The 19,163-nt window shown below is 39.6% G+C and carries 17 protein-coding genes and 1 pseudogene; 7 read left to right on the top strand and 11 right to left on the bottom strand.

The features are described 5' to 3' along the window. The first annotated feature begins 115 nt into the window (after positions 1–115). Positions 116–1,309, top strand: a complete 1,194-nt coding sequence (locus GXP67_RS06570; RefSeq protein ID WP_162442403.1) for a site-specific integrase — start codon at positions 116–118, stop codon at positions 1,307–1,309. An 80-nt stretch (positions 1,310–1,389) separates the two neighbouring features. Here GXP67_RS06570 and GXP67_RS06575 read toward each other — a convergent pair whose 3' ends face one another. From GXP67_RS06575 to GXP67_RS06595, 5 genes are all read right to left on the bottom strand, one after another. Next, positions 1,390–2,178 (bottom strand): IS5 family transposase, encoded by a 789-nt coding sequence (locus tag GXP67_RS06575; protein ID WP_162442250.1) that lies wholly within the window; start codon positions 2,176–2,178, stop codon positions 1,390–1,392. Positions 2,179–2,409: 231 nt separating this feature from the next. Next, positions 2,410–2,823: an Imm7 family immunity protein gene (locus GXP67_RS06580; RefSeq protein WP_162442404.1), complete on the bottom strand. Its 414-nt coding sequence runs from the start codon at positions 2,821–2,823 to the stop codon at positions 2,410–2,412. Between the two features lie 819 nt (positions 2,824–3,642). Continuing rightward, the gene (locus GXP67_RS06585) at positions 3,643–4,134 is read right to left on the bottom strand and encodes a hypothetical protein (RefSeq protein ID WP_162442405.1); all 492 of its coding nucleotides are present in this window, start codon (positions 4,132–4,134) and stop codon (positions 3,643–3,645) included. A 135-nt stretch (positions 4,135–4,269) separates the two neighbouring features. Further along, on the bottom strand, positions 4,270–4,716 hold the full coding sequence (locus tag GXP67_RS06590) for a DUF6843 domain-containing protein (RefSeq protein ID WP_162442406.1): 447 nt from the start codon (positions 4,714–4,716) through the stop codon (positions 4,270–4,272). 120 nt (positions 4,717–4,836) lie between these two features. Then, positions 4,837–6,192 (bottom strand): IS110 family RNA-guided transposase, encoded by a 1,356-nt coding sequence (locus GXP67_RS06595; RefSeq protein ID WP_162442407.1) that lies wholly within the window; start codon positions 6,190–6,192, stop codon positions 4,837–4,839. 407 nt (positions 6,193–6,599) lie between these two features. Between GXP67_RS06595 and GXP67_RS06600 the strand changes: the two genes are divergently transcribed. Together GXP67_RS06600 and GXP67_RS06605 are read left to right on the top strand one after the other, a co-directional pair. Next, positions 6,600–7,043, top strand: a complete 444-nt coding sequence (locus GXP67_RS06600; protein ID WP_162442408.1) for a helix-turn-helix domain-containing protein — start codon at positions 6,600–6,602, stop codon at positions 7,041–7,043. 5 nt (positions 7,044–7,048) lie between these two features. After that, on the top strand, positions 7,049–7,726 hold the full coding sequence (locus GXP67_RS06605; RefSeq protein ID WP_162442409.1) for an IS630 family transposase: 678 nt from the start codon (positions 7,049–7,051) through the stop codon (positions 7,724–7,726). A gap of 222 nt (positions 7,727–7,948) precedes the next feature. Here GXP67_RS06605 and GXP67_RS06610 read toward each other — a convergent pair whose 3' ends face one another. Further along, complete coding sequence (locus tag GXP67_RS06610) at positions 7,949–9,022, bottom strand: sugar phosphate isomerase/epimerase family protein (RefSeq protein ID WP_162442410.1); 1,074 nt, start codon at positions 9,020–9,022, stop codon at positions 7,949–7,951. Positions 9,023–9,690: 668 nt separating this feature from the next. Between GXP67_RS06610 and GXP67_RS06615 the strand changes: the two genes are divergently transcribed. The 4 genes from GXP67_RS06615 to GXP67_RS06630 all read left to right on the top strand — a co-directional run bounded on the left by GXP67_RS06615 (position 9,691) and on the right by GXP67_RS06630 (position 14,139). Continuing rightward, a complete protein-coding gene (locus tag GXP67_RS06615) occupies positions 9,691–10,176 on the top strand; it encodes a (2Fe-2S)-binding protein (protein WP_162442411.1) in 486 nt (161 codons plus the stop codon). Then, positions 10,169–11,188 carry an FAD binding domain-containing protein gene (locus tag GXP67_RS06620; protein ID WP_162442412.1) on the top strand — a complete coding sequence of 340 codons (1,020 nt, stop codon included), beginning with the start codon at positions 10,169–10,171 and terminating at the stop codon, positions 11,186–11,188. Before GXP67_RS06615 ends, GXP67_RS06620 begins: the two co-directional genes overlap by 8 nt. 25 nt (positions 11,189–11,213) lie before the next feature. Further along, positions 11,214–13,451, top strand: coding sequence for a xanthine dehydrogenase family protein molybdopterin-binding subunit (locus tag GXP67_RS06625; RefSeq protein WP_162442413.1), 2,238 nt, complete (start codon positions 11,214–11,216; stop codon positions 13,449–13,451). Positions 13,452–13,986: 535 nt separating this feature from the next. Next, positions 13,987–14,139 (top strand): hypothetical protein, encoded by a 153-nt coding sequence (locus tag GXP67_RS06630; protein WP_162442414.1) that lies wholly within the window; start codon positions 13,987–13,989, stop codon positions 14,137–14,139. 25 nt (positions 14,140–14,164) lie between these two features. Here the strand turns inward: GXP67_RS06630 and GXP67_RS38200 are convergent. The 5 genes and pseudogenes from GXP67_RS38200 to GXP67_RS06650 form a co-directional block, all read right to left on the bottom strand. Beyond that, a pseudogene (locus GXP67_RS38200) lies at positions 14,165–14,212 on the bottom strand (hypothetical protein); the annotation flags it as partial. Positions 14,213–14,974: 762 nt separating this feature from the next. Then, positions 14,975–15,712 carry an ankyrin repeat domain-containing protein gene (locus GXP67_RS06635; protein ID WP_162442415.1) on the bottom strand — a complete coding sequence of 246 codons (738 nt, stop codon included), beginning with the start codon at positions 15,710–15,712 and terminating at the stop codon, positions 14,975–14,977. A 420-nt stretch (positions 15,713–16,132) separates the two neighbouring features. Then, entirely contained in the window at positions 16,133–16,666 is a 534-nt protein-coding gene (locus GXP67_RS06640) for an HAD family hydrolase (RefSeq protein WP_162442416.1), read from the bottom strand. A gap of 43 nt (positions 16,667–16,709) precedes the next feature. Continuing rightward, positions 16,710–17,318 (bottom strand): IS630 family transposase, encoded by a 609-nt coding sequence (locus GXP67_RS06645; protein WP_232064508.1) that lies wholly within the window; start codon positions 17,316–17,318, stop codon positions 16,710–16,712. A 5-nt stretch (positions 17,319–17,323) separates the two neighbouring features. Beyond that, positions 17,324–17,755, bottom strand: a complete 432-nt coding sequence (locus tag GXP67_RS06650) for a helix-turn-helix domain-containing protein (protein ID WP_162441276.1) — start codon at positions 17,753–17,755, stop codon at positions 17,324–17,326. Positions 17,756–19,163 lie beyond the last annotated feature (1,408 nt).

Consider the following 19,163-nt stretch of genomic DNA (forward strand, 5'->3'; position numbering starts at 1 on the left):
TTTTAGCATCTTTCTTTCGTCCTACTCGCAGGTTGTTTTTAATATCGAAAAGCTATATTTTTAGCTGCTAAATATTAACTTTTCAGACCTATTTCAGACCCATTCAGACCAGCTTATGAGTGTATCGGCTAAACTGTATTGTAAAAAAAGTAAACGTAAATCGGATGGTACAGCACCGGTTTACATTATTTTAAGAATAAATAATAAGGAAAAACTGATTGCAACAGGCAAGTATGTAAACCATGAAAATTTTGATAACAGCTCAGGTAAAGTAGGCAGAGCAGAGCCAAATTCCATGAAACTGAATGTCTATTTAAGTGCAAAGCTCGCTTCTATTGAAAAGATCATATTGGATTTACAACACGAAGGAAGAGCTGTTACTCATGCACAGGTTATTCAATCTTTTAATACAGATGGCAAACTGCTGTTTGTGGATTTTTGCCGCCAGGAACTAGAAGAATCAAGAAGAGCTATTTCCGAAAAACATTATAAAACCACTAAGTATCAGATTGACAAATTAGCCGGATACCGTCCGGATCTGACCTTGCAACATCTCAATTTTGAGTTTTTACAGAAGTACCAGTATCACCTGGTTGAAAAGGGCAATAAACCTAATACACTTCATGGGGATTTTAAGATGATCCGTAAGTTTTTAAATCTGGCCATTAAGAAAGGACTTACTAAAAATTATCCCTTCAAAGATTTTGAAATACCCTCTGAGGATTCGGTAAAAGAGTATTTAAGCTTAAAAGAAGTAGAAACCCTACATAATCTATATGATTCAGAACTTCTTTCCGCTAAGCTTCAAAATACTTTGTTTTATTTTCTGATTGCCTGCTATACTGGATTAAGGTTTTCTGATGTAGGCCGATTGAACGCCCTATACCTAAAATTGTCCGGAAACCGATACTTTATTTCTATGCTGATGAAAAAAACAAAGAAGCCGGTTGAAATACCTTTGAGCAATAGGGTAGTAAGATTATTATCAAAAAGGCTTGGAATAAAATATGAACAGTTAATTGAAACTGATTTACTGAAAAACGATAGATTATTTTCAAAAAAGCTTAAACAGAGCAACAGCCGGGTAAACACTGATATTAGGCAAATTATTGCTATGCAAAAAATCGATAAATACATTTCCTTTCATTGTTCACGTCATTCCTTTGCTATTAACTCACTTATTTTAGGTATCAGTCTGGAAGTAATTTCAAATATTCTCGGGCATACCCAGCTTAAAACTACCCAGATATATGCTAAAATTGTGGACGAGTTAAAAATTAAACAAATGGAGAAGTGGGACTATGATTAAGATTTATACATGTAATCCTCAATATCCATTTTTTATTTTTTCAACTTCTAAATTGCCTTAAGAAGGTGTTTGGAAATAAGTTAAGGTATTTTTGATAAAATGATATTGATAAAAGCTAATTCTATAAAACAGACAGCAGAAGCAGGAGTTCTTTCATAATCTTTAGCTAATCTTCGATAATGATTCAGCCAGGCATGGAGCCGATGCACACTCGTAGCAGGTCCAGATCTTTCCACTTGCCACCTTCCCTTTTGAGGAATAAATCCTTGCTTGGAAGGAGGCTTTTGTGAGATGTCTACTTTCCACCCATAATAATAAGCATAAGAGACAAACTCACCTTTATAAGCTGCATCGGCACAGATCAAACTTAGCCGTCTACAGCTTTTGAGTTGTGGTAATAATTCAAAGCCTGCTACGGCATCAGACTCATTAGCAGCTCCTACATAAACAGCCCAGGGAAGTCCTAAGTTATCAACCGCCAAATGCCGTTTCCTACCATCTATTTTCTTATTACCATCTACACCTACCTGCTCAGAAAAGCAACCACACTGTTTAACACTTTGGCTATCAATAGTCACTCTGGAAGGCTCTGCTTGTCGTCCCTGTCTTTCTCGTTCCTTTTTCACTAACATCGCCCGCACTTGTTGCCAGACTCCGTTGTGTTGCCACTTATAAAAATAATAAGCTACCGTTTGCCATACAGGATAATGGGTCTGAGACAAATTCCGCCACTGACTTCCGGTTCTGGTCAGCCACAGGCAGGCATCCACTACACGCTTTAAACAAACTTTTCTCTTTCGTCCATCATCTACTATGTTTTTAATAACTTGCCATTGACTATCAGTCAGATTTTCATGTAATTCATACATGGAGTAACTTTTTGTTTCGCAAACTCAAGTTACCGGCTGATAGTCTTTTTCCAAAATCCTAAAAAACCTCTCTTCTATTTCCAAACACCTTCTTAAGCATAAATTATATTTTTACTTTATCTCAGTAGAAGCTAATGTAGCATGAACTCCCGCATACCGTGCCCTTGTGTTGTGGATTTGCGTTGAGAATGGGCCGGTTGTCGGTTTGAGTTGGGTGTTATAAGGCATTTTTTAATCAATTAATGGCTTTAATTCCGTTTCTATTGATTCTACAATTGCATTATTGGTGAGTCTGTATATTTTGTAAACTTCATCAAGGGTGCCATGTTCATCATCATGAATATGAATTTGTCCATGAGAACCAGGTGCATTCTGCTGAATCCATTGTAAAAGCTTGATAGGGCCACTTCTCCAGTGATTCCTTTTCCCGGACAGATGCACAGTGGTCATATCATCAATTGAGACAAGTATGCTCACATCGCTTTTAGGGATATCAAATATTTCCTTTTCAACTAACTCCTCTAGCTTAATTGTTATCAAACGAATGGACTGAATATACTCAGAATAGATAACTTCCTTCCCTTCGAACTTTCTCCAACCCTCCGTATAATTTAGTTCAATCCAACCATGATACTTCATTGTCATGCTAATCCTGTTTCAATTTTAATGCCTTATAGTTAGACTCAGCCCAGGAGTCACCTCCTGAGCTGGTCCTCCAAAACCGGACTTGACACTTTCACATCATCCGGCTCCTCCTCGGATTGGCTCCTTGTCAAGAAGTACCTCTAAAGAGGCTTGGTAAATTCGCTTTGGGAGCTTGAAAGTAAACCTGTAGGTTCCTCTTTCCATTCATACATCAGATTTGCATCCGTGCTCATAACATGTTCACTCCTACTTGTAACTTTACCCTCCAATCCTAAGGTGTCTACGTGGGCATATCCTGGGCATTACCCCAGGCATTGGCTTGATAGACAATCCTACTCCTTGTGTCCATGCGGCTGACTACCTACTTTCTTTTAAAATAGAAAGAGAACACAAGGCTTTTCCTCGTTCCCAACATTCGTTTTGCGAAGGGGTAGGACTATACTTTCCACCGGGTTTGTTGGGAGTGAATACTGGTCAGAACCATCGCCGCCAGCCCCTATCCTCTACCTTTTGGTTAAGCCCTTTAGCTCACGTGGGCTTATAGTTCTTTACGATGGGTCAACATATATTCGCTCGCGCTGTCCATACCTTCCCGCTTGCAGGGGTTCGCCAGAGAGCTTGACGTTACCTGCTTCTTGCCCCTGCATTCACTTCTAGCTTTGTCAAGGCTAAAAATGGGGGCAATGCATTCTTCAATTCACTTTTGAGACAGGAGTTGACTAAAAGTCGCACCTGTTCGAACATTGAGTTGTCAGCGTATCTCTACGCTGCTTCTTTCCCTGATCTTTCGATCTTTCAAGAAAACGAGTCGCACATGGTTCAAAAACTCCCGCATACCGTGTGCTGTGTTGAGCCTATAAGCTGAGGTGCACCGGTTGGCGGTTTGAGTTTGGCGTTATGCTCAGGTATTATTTTTTCTATCAATTTCTGCATAAACAATCGATGTTTAAAGAAAGCAGTCACCCAATGCATACCGAATATACCACTAAAACCGACTATTGACATGATTAACTTATCACTGACAATAGCAGTAAATAAACCCATGGCTAACATCGTCCACATCATTCTTTTAGTGGAATAATCATAGACCAATCTTTGCTTGTCTAACTCTACGCTGAAATATCCTTCGTCTATTGGAGTCATTAAATGATCTACTTTTGCACTTCCACTAAAAAAGGCTCTTTTAAAACTTAACACGTTACCTTTTATTTCAATGTCGCTTATTTTTTGACGTTTAAGCTCAGACGAAATAGCAGATAGAATTGCTTCAGAGGTCAAATCCCAATAAGGTATGTTTCTTTCTAACCTCATTTTATTTATTTTTTACTTGAGCATAATGTAACGTAGCATGGCTTTCCGGCGGTAGTCCTTTGCGGTTGAGCTATGAGGTGAGGCAAGGCTGCTGACCGGCTGAAGCTAATGTTACCTGCTTTCATTTATAGTTTCTTATTCAAACCTTGCTTCAATGACCTGATTCAACTTGTCTTCTACCGAATATTGTTCAAAATTCTTTCGGCGGCTGACAATAAAGCGATCTGCATGAAACACACAGTCCTTTCCATCCTCTGAACATCCATAATAGAACGGCCGCTTATCTAGAACCCCTACTTTCTCCCGGTGCTCCCCATCCTGCTCCACTTTATAATCCGACCTGACCATTTCAATGTTTTCTCTTTCTCTTTGGGATACATAGTAGAATTTCCGGTCAGTAAAGCCCGTTGTCCATGCAAACTGGGTTACTAATACGCCATTGTCTGGTATCTCATAAATTCGCTCTTTCCCTTCGTACTTTATTGGGGCGCCTTCCTTTTGGTCGAAGATGATAATAACTTCTCCCTCATAACCTTTTGGAATTAGTATAGCCTCCGGTTCCGCTCGGTTAAAAATGTACAAAAGCCCTGTAAGTAGAAAACATAGCACTAGAAAAGAGCCTATGCCTATTGTTATATATTTGTAAAATTTCTTCATTCAATTTATTTTGATTCTGACTAACGTCCATGCCTGATACTGATTTTAGTTCATGGAAAAGCCTACATCTTGTGGCTTGAGGTCTAATTTAGCAATCTTGTTTCGGATCTTCTTGACCAGCTTCATCTTTCTTTTTTGATCCATAAACAGATACTGACTGGGCGGATTATAAGGCACATGCTTGACTATCATATTCCAGATGATGACTGCTAGCTTACGCGCTGTAGCAGAAACAGCCGCTGTTCTGCCCCTTCTATAACTAATTCGATTGAAAAAATCCGACAGGTGGGTGTCTTTGAGATTGCCAACCGCATTTGCTGCTTGCCTGAGAGCAATCTTTAAGCGGTTACTTCCTTTGGCTATGCGCTTACTTATCACCTTGCCTCCGCTGATTCTCGTGTTGGGAGTAAGCCTGAGCCAGGAAGCAAATTGTTTAGCGGTTGCAAACTTTTTGATCCCTTCACTACCTACTTCACTCATCAAGGCAATCACTGTCCCATGGCTCACCCCTTCAATACCCATCAGATCCACTCCGTCGAAATACTGGTAAGCTACTTGATTAAGGTCCATATGTTTGGGTGCATTTTTATTTACCTTTTTGTGCGGCTTGGCTTCTGCCTGTAATGCTTTCTTTGTCTGATCTTGATTGATCTGCTCGGTAAGCAGTTTTGCTATGGCTACATCACAGGCTTCAATCTTGGCCTGCAAGATTTTATACAGATCAAACTCTTGTTGTAAACCAAACAGGTAATCTTTTCTACCATTACTCTGCAAAGCTTTGGCTATTTCTTCTGCTGATTTTCGGCAGTTGCCATGACGCAAGGAAGCTAATACTGTAGGATTGGTTTCTCCTTTGCATATAGCTTCGATGATAGCTAACCCTGTCAGTCCACAGACATCACTTACTACCACATCTAACCTTAAGTTGAGTAGACGCAGGTACTTTTGCATCTTTAGGGTAGTCATGGCTGAGGTTTCAAGCAGTGAAGTGCGGTGTCTACAATAAGTGCGTAATTGTTCTGTTGCCAAGTCAGGCAGAAAACTGCTTGTGAGCAATCCAAGGCTGTGCAACTTCTGTATCCACTGGCAATCCTGTACATCGGTTTTTCTGCCTTTGATGTTTTTAGTGAATTTTCCATTGCACAGATACACTTCCAAGCCTGCTGCCTGTAAAGTAGCAAACAAACTTTGCCAATACGTACCTGTTGATTCCATAGCTACCGTGGTAATGTTGTTTTCTTGCAGCCATTTAAGTAACTCTAGCAGATCCTCATTGTAGACACCAAACTCACGGACATCTCCCGGTTTTTGGCCGATGGCCACATAGTGCGAGCGGCTACCCACATCAATGCCGGCTGCATCGGGATTCACTACTTCCATAGATAAGGATTTCTTTTTCATGTTCTTTAGATATAAGGGTTGAAAAAGTCCTAAGGAAATGTATTTTTAGATTGAAAATATTCTGACCGGGGTAGCTCTTGGCTCCTCCACTGAAATCATCTCAAAGCCTTTCTGTTGGAGCAGAAGGGCTTTTACATTTCTGACCAGAATTGCAAACGGGCTGTAAGCACCAGGCAAAAATCGGTCTTACTTAGGACAGCTAAATTTATCCTCGTTAGCTAAAGAAATCAATACACTTTTCGATATAGGGGGAATTGCACCCAACGACTCATGAACCCTCGCAAACCGGCCTTTTGTGCTGAAGCTCCAGCTGAGAATAAGGCGGTTGGCGTGGGTTAGGTGTTAGCATCTAGTGTTTTAGCAATTTAATTTTAGTTATTAATTTTGAGGATAAACTTTTTATTCTCATGGCACGGATCGCTACTAAAGTAAGTTTGTCAGAATCAGAAAAAACCGAACTGAGCTCAATTATAAAAAAAGGAACGCACAAGAGTCGCAAAATAACTCGTGCAAGAGCCTTGTTACTAATGAATTCAGGTAAATCAAGGATTGAAGTTCAATCAGAAGTAGGCATTGACAGTAATCATTATTACCGCATTAAAAAGCGATATTTTGCCGGAGGCCTTTCTAATGCCTTGGAAGAACGCCCCAGAAGTGGTCAACCTCCCATCATTACAGAACGCTTGGAAGCACAGATTACCAGTATGGCTTGCAGTGAGTCGCCTGCCGGCTCTGCCCATTGGACTTTATCCTTATTGAATGAAAAACTTGTTGAACTTAACTATGTTGAAACTATATCCAATGAATCCATCCGGCAAGTTTTAAAAAAAGCAGGCTTAAGCCTTGGTTAAAGCAAATGTGGTGCATTGGTATCATCAATGGCGAATATGTTGCCACTATGGAAGATGTTTTAGATTTGTACGCTCAACCTCAAGAGGAAGGGATTGTCCGTTTATGCTTTGATGAACGTCCTTGTCAACTTATTGACCATGTGTTGACACCCATTCCGGCTAAAGCTAATTGCACACAAAAACAACATCAGGAATACCTAAGAAATGGCGTTTGTAATGTGCTACTGGCTTACAATATGGATACCGGGCAACGGCATATAAAGGTTACCACCACAAAAACTAAAGCTGATTATAGCCACTTTATGCAGTGGGTGGTCAAAGAACATTATCCAACTGAAACTAAAATCAAACTTGTTCAGGATAATTATCAAACCCATTCCTATGGGGCATTTTATGAAAATTTACCCTTCGAAGAGGCCCGGCAACTCAAAAATAAGCTGGAATTCCATTTTACACCTAAACACGGCTCGTGGTTAAACATGGCAGAAATGGAATTTTCATCCCTTGCACGCCAGTGCTTAGACAGACGAATCGCAAATCAGGAAATACTTGAATCCGAGACTCTTATTTGGCAAAAGAATCGAAATCTAAAAGCGGTAAAAGTCAACTGGTCGTTTACAACTGAGAAAGCTCGTGTAAAACTAAAAAACAGATACATAGAAATTAGCAAAATTAATACATGAAATTAAATTGCTAGAAGACTAGTTTTAAATATTAATTATCCAATAGCCTCTTTTCTTTTTTCTCTTTTAAATAGCAAGATAAGTGCCCATAATTGTAAAATATTAACAAGTATATTGATGAAGCTGAAAAGATTTATACTTCATGTACTTTTCTAATCTCCATTTATAAAAGGGAACTCCCATATGCAATATTGGTAAACTTTCTTAAGTTTTCTCTGCCCATCATGGCAACAGTTTCTCATTTCGTATATAAGTAAGCGAGGAATCTATAGCTGCATAGACATCACCGTTATACTTGTCCATCTCTAGGATATACCATTTCACACCGATCTCTTTCCCTTTCTGAAAGACGGCCCTGTAATCAATTTTGCCTTTGCCCAGGGGTACCCAATTTTCAGCAGGCATGTCAGGTGGCATGAAGTCAGCGCCGGTAAAAACACCCGTCGATACATGATCGGCCATGTTCTTGATGTGCAGCAACTCCATACCTGTCCGATACTTGTCCATAAACTGCACCGGATCCTGACCGGCATAGGTCACCCAGAATATATCGGCCTCCAGACGAACACAATTGTTGTTGATACGACTTACAAAGCTGTCGAAGAAAGTTCTTTGATCAGCCATTGGCTGCAACTCGTACCCGTGGATGTGATAGTAAAGCTGAAGACCGGCTTCCTGAGCTTGCCCACAGGCTTTTGTCAGGATGTCGGCGGCTTCGTTGACTACATCAAGGGTGACCGTATCTGCCTTTGTAACTTTAAGCCAGGCTATACCAGTATACTGTGCCCCCAATTTCTTTGCCGTTTCGATTATGACAGTTGGATTCTTTCGCCAGTCGTTGAGGTTATTCCAATGCAGGGCAAACATCTTCAAGCCCGCAGCATCAAGCTGTGATTTGAATTCTTCTGGGTTGTCGATAATGTAGGGAGCGTCAAATCCTTCTACGTAGTTGATGCCCAGGGTTTTGATTTTCTTTAAAGTTCCGGGAACATCTTTTTCCAGCTCATAACGGAACGTCCAAAGCTGGGCGGCAAGCCTGCCTTCGTCGGAAGCATTATTAAGTGTGTCATTGGTGGGATTTGTGCAGGAGATCATCAGGGTCAGGAGAATAAGTATAAGACTCTTAAAAGGTAGGCTGTTGTCAGGTTTTATATAAAAAGGCGTATAAGGTCTGTTTTTTATTTTGTTTGTTATTGCCCTTGACTTATCATCAGGTAATGGAGCAAACCTTTCTGATATAACAACACTTCCCGTCAAAATTCTAAGAAAGCCTATCGAAAGAAAGTTTCTTTTCATAGTCAGGCAGTTTAATATTAGAAATGATACAGACTGTTCTACAAGTTTGGTCTAATTTACTAATATATGCATGATTTGTGCATGTAACCAAACATAAAAAAGTCGGCTATTTTCCCTATCGCTTTATAGAGCGTAATTATTCACTTCTTCTGCCCTTTAAGGTTGCCAAAGAAGAAACTAAATAACTTTTTATAGGTGAATCGGTAGTCAGGATGAGTATTGAGTATTGCATGATTTGATTTTACTCCCTATTATTATGTTAATTACTTTTTGTGGGCAAAAGGAGAAAGAGAATTACTACTAAAATGTTTTGAAGATTATATTTTTACCCTCTTATCCATTGATAAAGATTCAATTTGTAAGTAGTTAAATCAACTCCCTCTTTACTAAAAATCAACCACTTGATATAGTAGATGCCTCCAGTTTTTTTTCTACTTCTGCACTAAAAACAAGGGTATTACCCAATGCTCACTTATTTTCCATGGTTGAATGTAGGAGAAAACCTTTGGACAAATGCACCTAGGTGCTGGATTTTTAAGATAGATGAGATATTACTTTTATCAAGCAAAAAAAGATAAATTTCATAAGCGCATTTTCCACTTCACCTGCGTATACTCCAAAGCAATATAAAACTACTTGTATATAAATTACTCAATAACAAAACGTCTATGACACTTACTCATCCAAATACTATTCTATTAAAAGTAAATGGTATCGAACACCGTTTAAATATATTGCCCTGGGTTTCACTGCTGGATGCCCTACGGGAATACCTTGACCTTACTGGCACAAAAAAGGGTTGTGATCATGGGCAGTGCGGTGCCTGTACCGTATTATGTGATGGCAAACGGATATTAAGTTGTATGACGCTGGCAGTTATGAAAGAAGGTGCCCAAATTACTACGATAGAAGGGATCGCCGATGGTGATTCGCTGCATCCATTGCAAAGAGCATTTATTGAACATGATGGCTTTCAATGTGGATACTGTACACCAGGCCAGATATGCAGCGCTATCGGCATGATCAAGGAAGGAAAGGCAAAAAACCGTACCGATGTGAAAGAATTAATGAGTGGTAATCTGTGCCGTTGTGGGGCCAATGTAGGAATTATTGATGCTATTATGGAAGTGATAGAAGGAGGCAATCATGAATAATATTAGGTATACCAAAGCTCAGGATGCTTCTCAGGCCATAAGCCAGATAAAGGGCAGTATGGGAAATAAGTTTATAGCCGGAGGTACCAATATTATTGATCTTCTGAAATATTTTATAACTACCGCAGATACCCTCGTAGACATTAATCAGATTTCAGAGCATCATGCTATCCAGCAAACGGAAGGTGGCGGTGTGTTTTTAGGAGCACTCGTTACAAATGCAGATACAGCTTATCATCCTCTGATAGAAAAGCGTTATCCATTACTTTCCAAAGCCATCCTTGCTGGGGCGTCCCCGCAAATACGTAATATGGCCACCAATGGTGGTAATCTTTTGCAGCGTACCCGCTGTTATTACTTTTATGATATAAATACACCCTGCAACAAACGTGAGCCTGGTTCTGGCTGTTCGGCTATTGGTGGTTATAACCGCATTATGGCCATTTTGGGAACCAGTGAAGTCTGTATTGCTGTATTTCCCTCTGATATGTGTGTGGCCCTGGCAGCCCTGGAAGTAGTGGTACATATTTCCGGACCTGATGGAAACCGCACCCTACCATTTGCAGATTTTCACCGATTACCTGGCAATACCCCGCATATAGACAATAATTTACAGCCAGGAGAACTCATTACAGGCATTGCGCTTCCGGCAAAAGGTTTTGAGAAAAACTATTCTTACCTCAAACTGCGCGACCGTAATTCCTATGCCTTTGCCCTAGTATCAGTAGCCACTGGGCTGGAACTGGAAGGAGATAGTATTAAAGACGCCCGTATTGCCTTAGGTGGAGTAGCACACAAACCCTGGCGGGTAAAAGGAGCCGAAGAATATTTAACAGGCAAATCAGCAACCCGTGAAAACTTTGCTACCGCTGCTGATATTATTCTAAAAGGCGCAGTACCCTACGAATATAACAGCTTTAAAATTGGGCTGGCAAAAAAAGCCATTATACGAAATTGTATGATGGCACTTGATCCCCAATCGCAACTTCCCGGTGCACACCCTTCCTTATAGTTAAGCTACCTTTAAAAGAAACTAAATGTCCATACAACCCTCCATAGGCCAGCCGCTCAGTAGACTGGAAGGCCACTTAAAAGTTACAGGTGCAGCAAAATATGCCGGTGAATACAATGTGCCTGATTTGCTATATGGCTATGTGATAAACAGTACCATTACCAAAGGCAAAATTGTAAGTATCAATACTGATGCTGCTAAAGCACTCCCAGGGATAATAGAAGTATTTACCCACGAAAACCGACCCTCACTTGCCAGGTTTGATTTTCAGTATGCCGATATGGACGCACCGCCTGGCCATGTTTTCCGCCCGCTCAATGAGGCAGATGTTAAATATAATGGTCAGCCCATTGCTTTGCTTGTAGCCCAAACTTTTGAACTGGCGCGTTATGCGGCTACACTTGTTAAAGTAATTTATGAGGAAGAGCCCTTTACTACTGACCTGAACGGGGAACGTGAAAAAGGCCGGTCACCCAAAATAGGTCTGGCGACCATGCTAAAGCCCTTGCCACCAAAGCCAAAAGGTGACTTTGAAAAGGCATATGCTCATTCATTTGCTAAGGCTGAAGGAGAGTTTTTCCATGGGACAGAGCATCATAATCCGCTGGAATTGTTTGCTACGACCACGGTATATGAGGGTGAGGGCAAGCTCAGAATATATGATAAAACCCAGGGAACTATAAACTCACAGCTATATGTAGCCAATATTTTTGGGCTGCACTTTAAAGATGTACAAGTAATAGCTCCTTTTGTAGGCGGTGGGTTTGGCTCAGGGCTGCGGCCACAATACCAGTTATTTATGTCAGTAATGGCTGCCCTGGCGCTCAAACGCAATGTACGTGTGACCCTCGACAGGCACCAGATGTATACGTTCGGCCATCGCCCACCCACAATCCAGCAAACTAAATTTGGGGCAGAGGCAAATGGAAAAGTAAATGCCTTATACCATAGAGCCATTGCCGAAACTTCAAAATTTGAAGATTATACCGAGGTGGTGGTAAACTGGTCTAATATGCTGTATCCGGCCCAAAATACATTGTATGAATATGAACTGGTACCACTTGATGTATACAGTCCGCTTGATATGCGCTCTCCCGGTGGAAGTACAGGTATGCATGCCATCGAATCTACCATGGATGAACTAGCTTACAAGTTAAATATGGACCCATTGCAGTTAAGGCTGCTTAATTATGCAGAAACAGATGTAAGTGTAGGAAGGCCTTATTCCAGCAAAGAACTCAGGCAATGCTACCTGCAAGGAGCAGAAAAATTTGGATGGGATAAACGCAGTCCAGAACCAAGAAGCATGAAGCGAGGCAATAAACTGGTAGGATATGGTATGGCAACCGGCATTTGGGAGGCAAACCGGTTGTTAGCCCGTGCGCAGGCCATTCTGACCCCAGATGGCAAACTGGAAATAAAAAGTGCGGTTACTGATATTGGCACAGGTACTCTTACGGTAATGACACAAATAGCAGCTGATGAACTAGGTCTTCCTATCGAGGATGTAACTTTTTCGTATGCCAGCAGCAAAATGCCTTTTGCACCCATTCAGGGAGGCTCTTTTACAGTAGCTACAGTGGGTCCGGCTGTTAAAGCAGCCTGTAGAGCTTTAAGTAAAAAACTACTAAAAAAGGCAAAAAATATAGCTAATTCTTCTCTAGCTGGCGCTGATAGGGAAGAGGTAATTTTTAAAAATGGGTATATTTATCTAAAAGAGAATCCCACTACAGGCATACCATTTATAGAAATTATTAAAGCCAATAAAGGAAAAGCGATAAAAACAACCAATGCTGCCATGCCCAATCCATTAAAGTTAAAAAAATATTCCAGGGCTACCCATAGTGCTGTGTTTGTGGAAGTAGAAGTGGATGAAGAACTTGGTGTGGTGAATGTAACAAGGGCATTGACCACTGTAGCTGCTGGCAGGATTATTAACCCCAAAACGGCTACCAGCCAGATACTAGGCGGGATGATTTGGAGTATCAGCAAAGCCCTTCGGGAAGAAACTATTAGTGATTTCCGCTTAGGTAAATACATGAACCAGAACCTGGCCGAATACCATATTCCGGTACATGCTGATATTCATCAACTGGATGTACTATTCATTGATGAAAAAGACGATGTAGTGAATGATTTAGGCGTAAAGGGAGTAGGTGAAATTGGCTTGGTGGGTATGCCTCCTGCTATAGCCAATGCTATCTATCATGCTACTGGCAAAAGGATTAACCAGTTTCCCATACATTTTGACTCGCTGCTTTAAACTTTGAAATATAGGGCGTATTGTACCATCAGATAATAGGCCCTATCTTCTGATTACAGTATGTCCGGCTTTTGATTGACAAAAATCTTCGATTTGTTCCTGCCAAAATGAGGGCAAGAGGAGAAAGAGAATCTTGAATAAGGGATCGTGAGCCAACTTTTCACTACATGCTCATATATGAGGTCATTCGAAAGGGAGAGTTCATTTAACTACTGAATTGATGTGTCCTATCCTATAAAATGTTGAGCACTTACAAAATCTTATTTCAGGTCTATTCCCTTTTGGGCTCATGCTTTGCAACACTAATAGACCTTTAAGATGCTCTCTAAAATCAGAACACACATATTCGCAAACCTTTATCAGAATGAAACAACAGATGCTGTGTAATAGGTTTATTTTTGATAGCCATTTCCAGGCAAGGATAGTTGTGTCAGCAGCTGTCATAATATTACTCAATGCCCAGCCCACTCCCTTTTGATCAGCTAAATCTAATATAACTATCAGTTACAACCATCCTTCCTCAATTCTGATATAAGTGGACCCAAATGCAGGCTTTGTCGCAGGTCCGGATCTGACACCCATTTCTGCCCAACTTTCTGTGCAGAAAAATTTCTATTCAGGTGATTCTCTGCAACGGCATATTCGTGCTTACAATCAGCAGTTTGCACCTTGTATTTCTTACGGATAATGCTTTTGAGATTCGCTTTTTTCATTAGCCTGGCTATCCGTGGACGTGAGACGCGAATACCCTGTTCTCTCAATCAACTCACTTGTAATTCTAGGGCTTCTATGGATCTCAGACCAGGCCCTGATTGGAATCCACGCTTTTTGCTGTTATCATATAATTTATGTATATCGGCTAATAGTTTCTCTTCTTTAATTAACTTCGAACCAATAGGATTTTTCAATCAATAATAATATCCACTTACACTTACATTCATCACCCTACACATCTTTTCAACACTTGTAAGGCGGGAGCCGAAGCAAGCCAACGTAGTTGTAGCCTTCTTTGAGCTCCTTTATAAACCTGAATATGTCCCCTCGCCCTTGGAGCCGATACTGACCGCCTTTTTTGGACCAGCAGACGATGTGGGCATCGGCTCCAGATATCTCTTTCCGATTGAGCTTCCTTCAACTCCTTTTGTAGGTGCCTGATTTCTAACTGTTCTCCTGTAAGAATAGGCTTCTCGATGGGAGCTACATTGCTATCCTGCCCTATTGCCGCCACTTACTTAATCTTCCAGGATCTATACTCAACTATGCCGCTGCCACTTTGACTGATCCTTTTGCATAGGATGACTATACAGCCATCTGTTTAAATGCCTCATCGAATACGTGTCTTTTCATAAGGTCAAATTTAATATATTATTAAATCTGCCTATCTTTTTCCCTTCCAGTCAAAGGTAGCAAGCCCAAATATAGAATTATTCATTTTCTCTGACATGTTTAAAAAATATGGAGCCTCACCAATAAATAGTATTTGCTCCCTGGAATAACATGTTTCGGCTGATACCTTCTTTTATTCAAAATTGTTTCTGATAAGATTCAAGTAATTTGGCAATTTTAGCCTGTCCACGTTGCTTGGCAAGTTCAACTGCTGTCAAGCCATCATTATTCTTCAAGCTTCTATCCGCACCATTCTCAAGCAATAGAATCACCACTTTTTCATAGCCATACTTGGCGGCTTCTCCTAACGGGAAATCCCCATCTTTATCCTTGTTGTTAACATTAACCTTATAGGTCAATAAGAATTCTACAATTTCCGCATGTCCTTTAGCGGCAGCGTGTTCAAGGGGAGTGGCTTTATCGTCTGCTCGTGCATCTACTTCTGCTCCTTTATAAGCTAAGTACTTAACTATTTCAAGATGGCCATTTCTGGCAGCAATCCGAAGAGGTGTAAATCCTAAATAGCCTTTTTGGTTTGTTTGAGCTCCATTCTCGACAAGTAATTTTATAATTTCCAGATGTCCTTCTTGGCAAGCCATCTCCAAAGAAGTTAATCGAGCAGGCATTACTTTATCTTTTAGGTTTACATCAGCGCCGTTCTTGATAAGTAGTTTTGCAATATCATACTGATTATCAGCACAAGCCCTCCATAATGGAAATAGGCCATTCTTATGATACTTATTGGGATCTGCTCCTTTTGTGAGAAGCGATTCCACTTCTTGATAATTATTCTTCTCCACAGCCTTATACAAATTTTGAGCAATTAGAGAATAGGTAATAAATAAAAAGCTTAACAGTAAAAACGTTTTTCTCATAGTTGTAGATTAATTATTCATCCTGGCAAGTTATTTTCTGATAGAATTAATTCCACATCTAAAAGCATAGTAACTCTGATATGTCCCATTAGGCTACTCTTTGAAAATGGATGATAAGGATGTATATAAATACAATTGTAAAAAGCATCTATAATAGATTATCATCTATTCTGATGGGTATCCATCAGAGGTAAGTGGGAAACGCTAGCAAAAGCTTTGTGTTAGGCATATCCCTCTTATTCATAAATCAGATGATCTGTGCACCAGCCGTAAATAAAGTGAGGACAACCCAAAAATACTTGAAGTTAATAGGTTAATTTACAGTAAGTTGTAATTAATATTACTAAACAAAGAAAGTACAACTCAAAAAGCACTATAGCTAGGCTTCTTTGTGGCCTTACAAAAGCAAGTAAGAACAACTTAGAGAAGAGATAAGTGTTGTAAATCAAATATGGAAGAAATTACTCTGCAGTCTTCACGCGGGGTTTGAGTCATGTCAATCAATATAGGATGTAACCCTGCCTTGTGTGCCCCTACCACATCAATGGAATAGATATCCCCTACATAGTAACAGTTTTCCACAGGTAAGCCAAGTTTTTGACAAGCAAGTAGAAATATATGTGGATCCGGCTTTTCTACCCCTACAAAATGAGAATCCATGATGAAATCAAGATAAGGAGCAATACCATATTGAGCCGCTTTGGCTGCTGCCCTTCCATCTGAATTAGAAATGATGGCTAACTTATAGTTTTTTTGTAAAGTGGCTAACAAAGCAAGGGTGCCTTCCAACAGATAATTCCAGAAATTTACCGTTTGGTGGCGGGGTAAAATCACCTGTTGAACAAGTTCTTCGATGGCTTCACTTCCCTGCAACTTCTCTGCCTGCAACTCCTCAAGTAAATACTTAAGATAGACAGGTACTCTGGTGGCATCAGTGGTAGTTGTAGCTTGCATATAAGTATCTAGTCGAATACTAGCTTTGGATAAGGCTAAGTAATTAAACACAATTAAGTATAATATTTTCATCTACTTCAAGTTTTTTAAAATCAAGTTTAAAGTAAGTACCCAATCCTGAAAAGATGGTATAAAGTGCCTCCTTAAGCGCTTCTACAGACAGATAGTCTTCGGCTTTGAGCCAATGATATTTCACCTGCTTCCAAAATCGTTCGATCCTGTTAAGATGAGGACTATACTTAGGCAGCAAAAAGATGTATAATCCTTTCTGTTCCCATTCTTCTTTTTTGACTTCCCATAGGCCACATGTATGCCAGGAGGCGTTGTCTAAGACTATGACAGTAAACTTGGAAATAGATGTTGAGAAGGCCTCTACACATTCAATGATAAAGTCAGCGTTTAGACTCCCACTTTTCTGATAAGTAAGCAACTCATTATTTGTACTTAACAAGCCAAATACATTTATCCTTGTACTTCTTTGGGATAAAATAGGGGCGTGTTCGCCTTTTTTGATCCATCCATAAGGTACACAAGGGGTAAGGCAAAACCCTGATTCGTCTCCAAAATATAAATCTATACTGCCTGTCTGTGCCAAATAAAGCAAAGCATGTAATCGCTTGACTTTCTGCTCATATGCTTCTTTGTTTTGCAATGGCTTTATCCATTTACGGAAACGTTTCCATCGGTAGTCAATTTTTTTAAAAACCGCTTCAAGGTCATCTCACTCATAGCCGTGCCTAATTTAGCTTCTATCTCTCGCTTAGCTAATTTAAGTTGTTGTTTTTCTTTCTCTATGCTATTTTCCACTACTTCAACATGGGTAGCATTACTGGTAGTAAGGATGGGTTTTCTGCCTTTCCCTTTTTGGTTCTTTAACCCTACCACACCTGTTTTCTCAAAGCGATCAAACCACTTATAAATACTTAACTGACTTACTTGAAAAATGCTTGCTAACTTCTGTACTTGATAGCCTTGATTGGATAACAGTATACATTGGCAACGGTTACGTTCCTGATAACTTTTACTATCTTTATGAATCTTCTCTAAGTCTTGTTTTTGCTTGTCTGTAATCTTCTTGATATAACGCATAAGCAAAGATACAATTTGCCAAAATCTTATACTTAATTGTGTACTCTTACTTACTAGAAATTGGCTTTCACCAATGGGTTGCCCACCTTGTTTGAATATGGTTTGCAAAAAGGGAAAATCAGGATACAAAAGAGTACCACCTAAATCAAAAATAATAGCTTGACTACGATGCATATGAGGGATGAGCAAAAGCTTCAGGTATGTAGTTACACTGTTTGTAAGGTTTTAACTAAAACTAGACAAGTCTACAAATAAAGTTGCTTTTACCAAAAGGTTCGCTTGGGTTATAATATTCTCCCCCCTTTCAGATCTTTTTGAGTTACCCTTAAGGGAAAATTAATTTAACCACCTTTTTGCTGAAACTTTAAAGTAAAGTAGGGACTGAATCTTATTAAAATGTATTTCTGCTACTACTGTTTATAAAACAAGGTGCTTTAAACTTTGAGAATGCCTGAGAGTGAATGGTACAGACAACGGTCAGTCTCTAAATATAAACCTTTTTTCCCTCCCTTTCTAATAAAAAACTCACTCAAGACAAATAGATTAATTCCATAATTGGGAAATATAAATAGTTTCTTTAGCTGGAATTTTGAAGTGCTTGTTTACTTTATTTTGCCCTATGATTTAGAATAATCCCAGTGGACAAGGAATGTTATTCATTCACTTTACAAATTAAACACTTTATAAAAGTCCAAACAGGCACTATGTCCTTCTTCAGAACAGGCTAATTATGTTGTATTATCAGGTAATTTAGTTGCATGACATTACTTTTTAGTGAAAATACGTTGTGAACTTGCTATCTTTGACTGGAAGAAAAAGATAGGCAGATTTTAAAATGTAGTCTGCTAAAAGACAAGTATATACCTGCAATGTGTTACCTTTTGATGAAACATTCAAACATGTGGCTATAAAGCTATCTTAAGCAAAGTAGTCAGTAATATAGGGACAGCATAGTTAAAAAATAGTTTCAGGTAGATTAGGTAAGGAGCGGCAATAGGACAGGAAAGCACTACAGTTTCTCATAAAAACCTGTGCTCACTGTTTGTTAAAAGTTCAGACGGTTACAAAAGTAATTGAAGGATAGATAATTATTTATATTGGAGCTGGTGGTGACTAGCGATATCTATTTATTCGTCTGCCCTTCCAAAAAGGCGGTTAACAGCATGAAAACTTCATAGACGTTCTCCAAGGAAAACGGCAGATTTTATAGTGTAGAAGGTGGCATAATTCCTACTCAACTTAATCTTTAGTATCTTATACTGAATAGATGTATAAAAGACTAAATAACTAATTGATCAGCCATTCAAGATCAGCGGCAATATTTCCTACATTACCCTGGATCTTGATTATTCAGCAAATAGAATGCTTGAAAAATGTTAAATGCTCACAAGTATGATCAAGTGCAGCT

This window comes from Rhodocytophaga rosea (genome assembly GCF_010119975.1).
GTDB classification, from domain to species: domain Bacteria; phylum Bacteroidota; class Bacteroidia; order Cytophagales; family 172606-1; genus Rhodocytophaga; species Rhodocytophaga rosea.

Bases quoted from the DNA above. Each gene is read 5' to 3' on its own strand.
- GXP67_RS06650 (WP_162441276.1), bottom strand. From the start codon at position 17,755: ATGCGTTATATCAAGAAGATTACAGACAAGCAAAAACAAGACTTAGAG.
- GXP67_RS06570 (WP_162442403.1), top strand. From the start codon at position 116: ATGAGTGTATCGGCTAAACTGTATTGTAAAAAAAGTAAACGTAAATCG.
- GXP67_RS06640 (WP_162442416.1), bottom strand. From the start codon at position 16,666: ATGCAAGCTACAACTACCACTGATGCCACCAGAGTACCTGTCTATCTT.
- GXP67_RS06605 (WP_162442409.1), top strand. From the start codon at position 7,049: ATGTGGTGCATTGGTATCATCAATGGCGAATATGTTGCCACTATGGAA.
- GXP67_RS06610 (WP_162442410.1), bottom strand. From the start codon at position 9,022: ATGAAAAGAAACTTTCTTTCGATAGGCTTTCTTAGAATTTTGACGGGA.
- GXP67_RS06585 (WP_162442405.1), bottom strand. From the start codon at position 4,134: ATGAGGTTAGAAAGAAACATACCTTATTGGGATTTGACCTCTGAAGCA.
- GXP67_RS06595 (WP_162442407.1), bottom strand. From the start codon at position 6,192: ATGAAAAAGAAATCCTTATCTATGGAAGTAGTGAATCCCGATGCAGCC.
- GXP67_RS06615 (WP_162442411.1), top strand. From the start codon at position 9,691: ATGACACTTACTCATCCAAATACTATTCTATTAAAAGTAAATGGTATC.
- GXP67_RS06625 (WP_162442413.1), top strand. From the start codon at position 11,214: ATGTCCATACAACCCTCCATAGGCCAGCCGCTCAGTAGACTGGAAGGC.
- GXP67_RS06580 (WP_162442404.1), bottom strand. From the start codon at position 2,823: ATGACAATGAAGTATCATGGTTGGATTGAACTAAATTATACGGAGGGT.
- GXP67_RS06600 (WP_162442408.1), top strand. From the start codon at position 6,600: ATGGCACGGATCGCTACTAAAGTAAGTTTGTCAGAATCAGAAAAAACC.
- GXP67_RS06635 (WP_162442415.1), bottom strand. From the start codon at position 15,712: ATGAGAAAAACGTTTTTACTGTTAAGCTTTTTATTTATTACCTATTCT.
- GXP67_RS06575 (WP_162442250.1), bottom strand. From the start codon at position 2,178: ATGTATGAATTACATGAAAATCTGACTGATAGTCAATGGCAAGTTATT.
- GXP67_RS06620 (WP_162442412.1), top strand. From the start codon at position 10,169: ATGAATAATATTAGGTATACCAAAGCTCAGGATGCTTCTCAGGCCATA.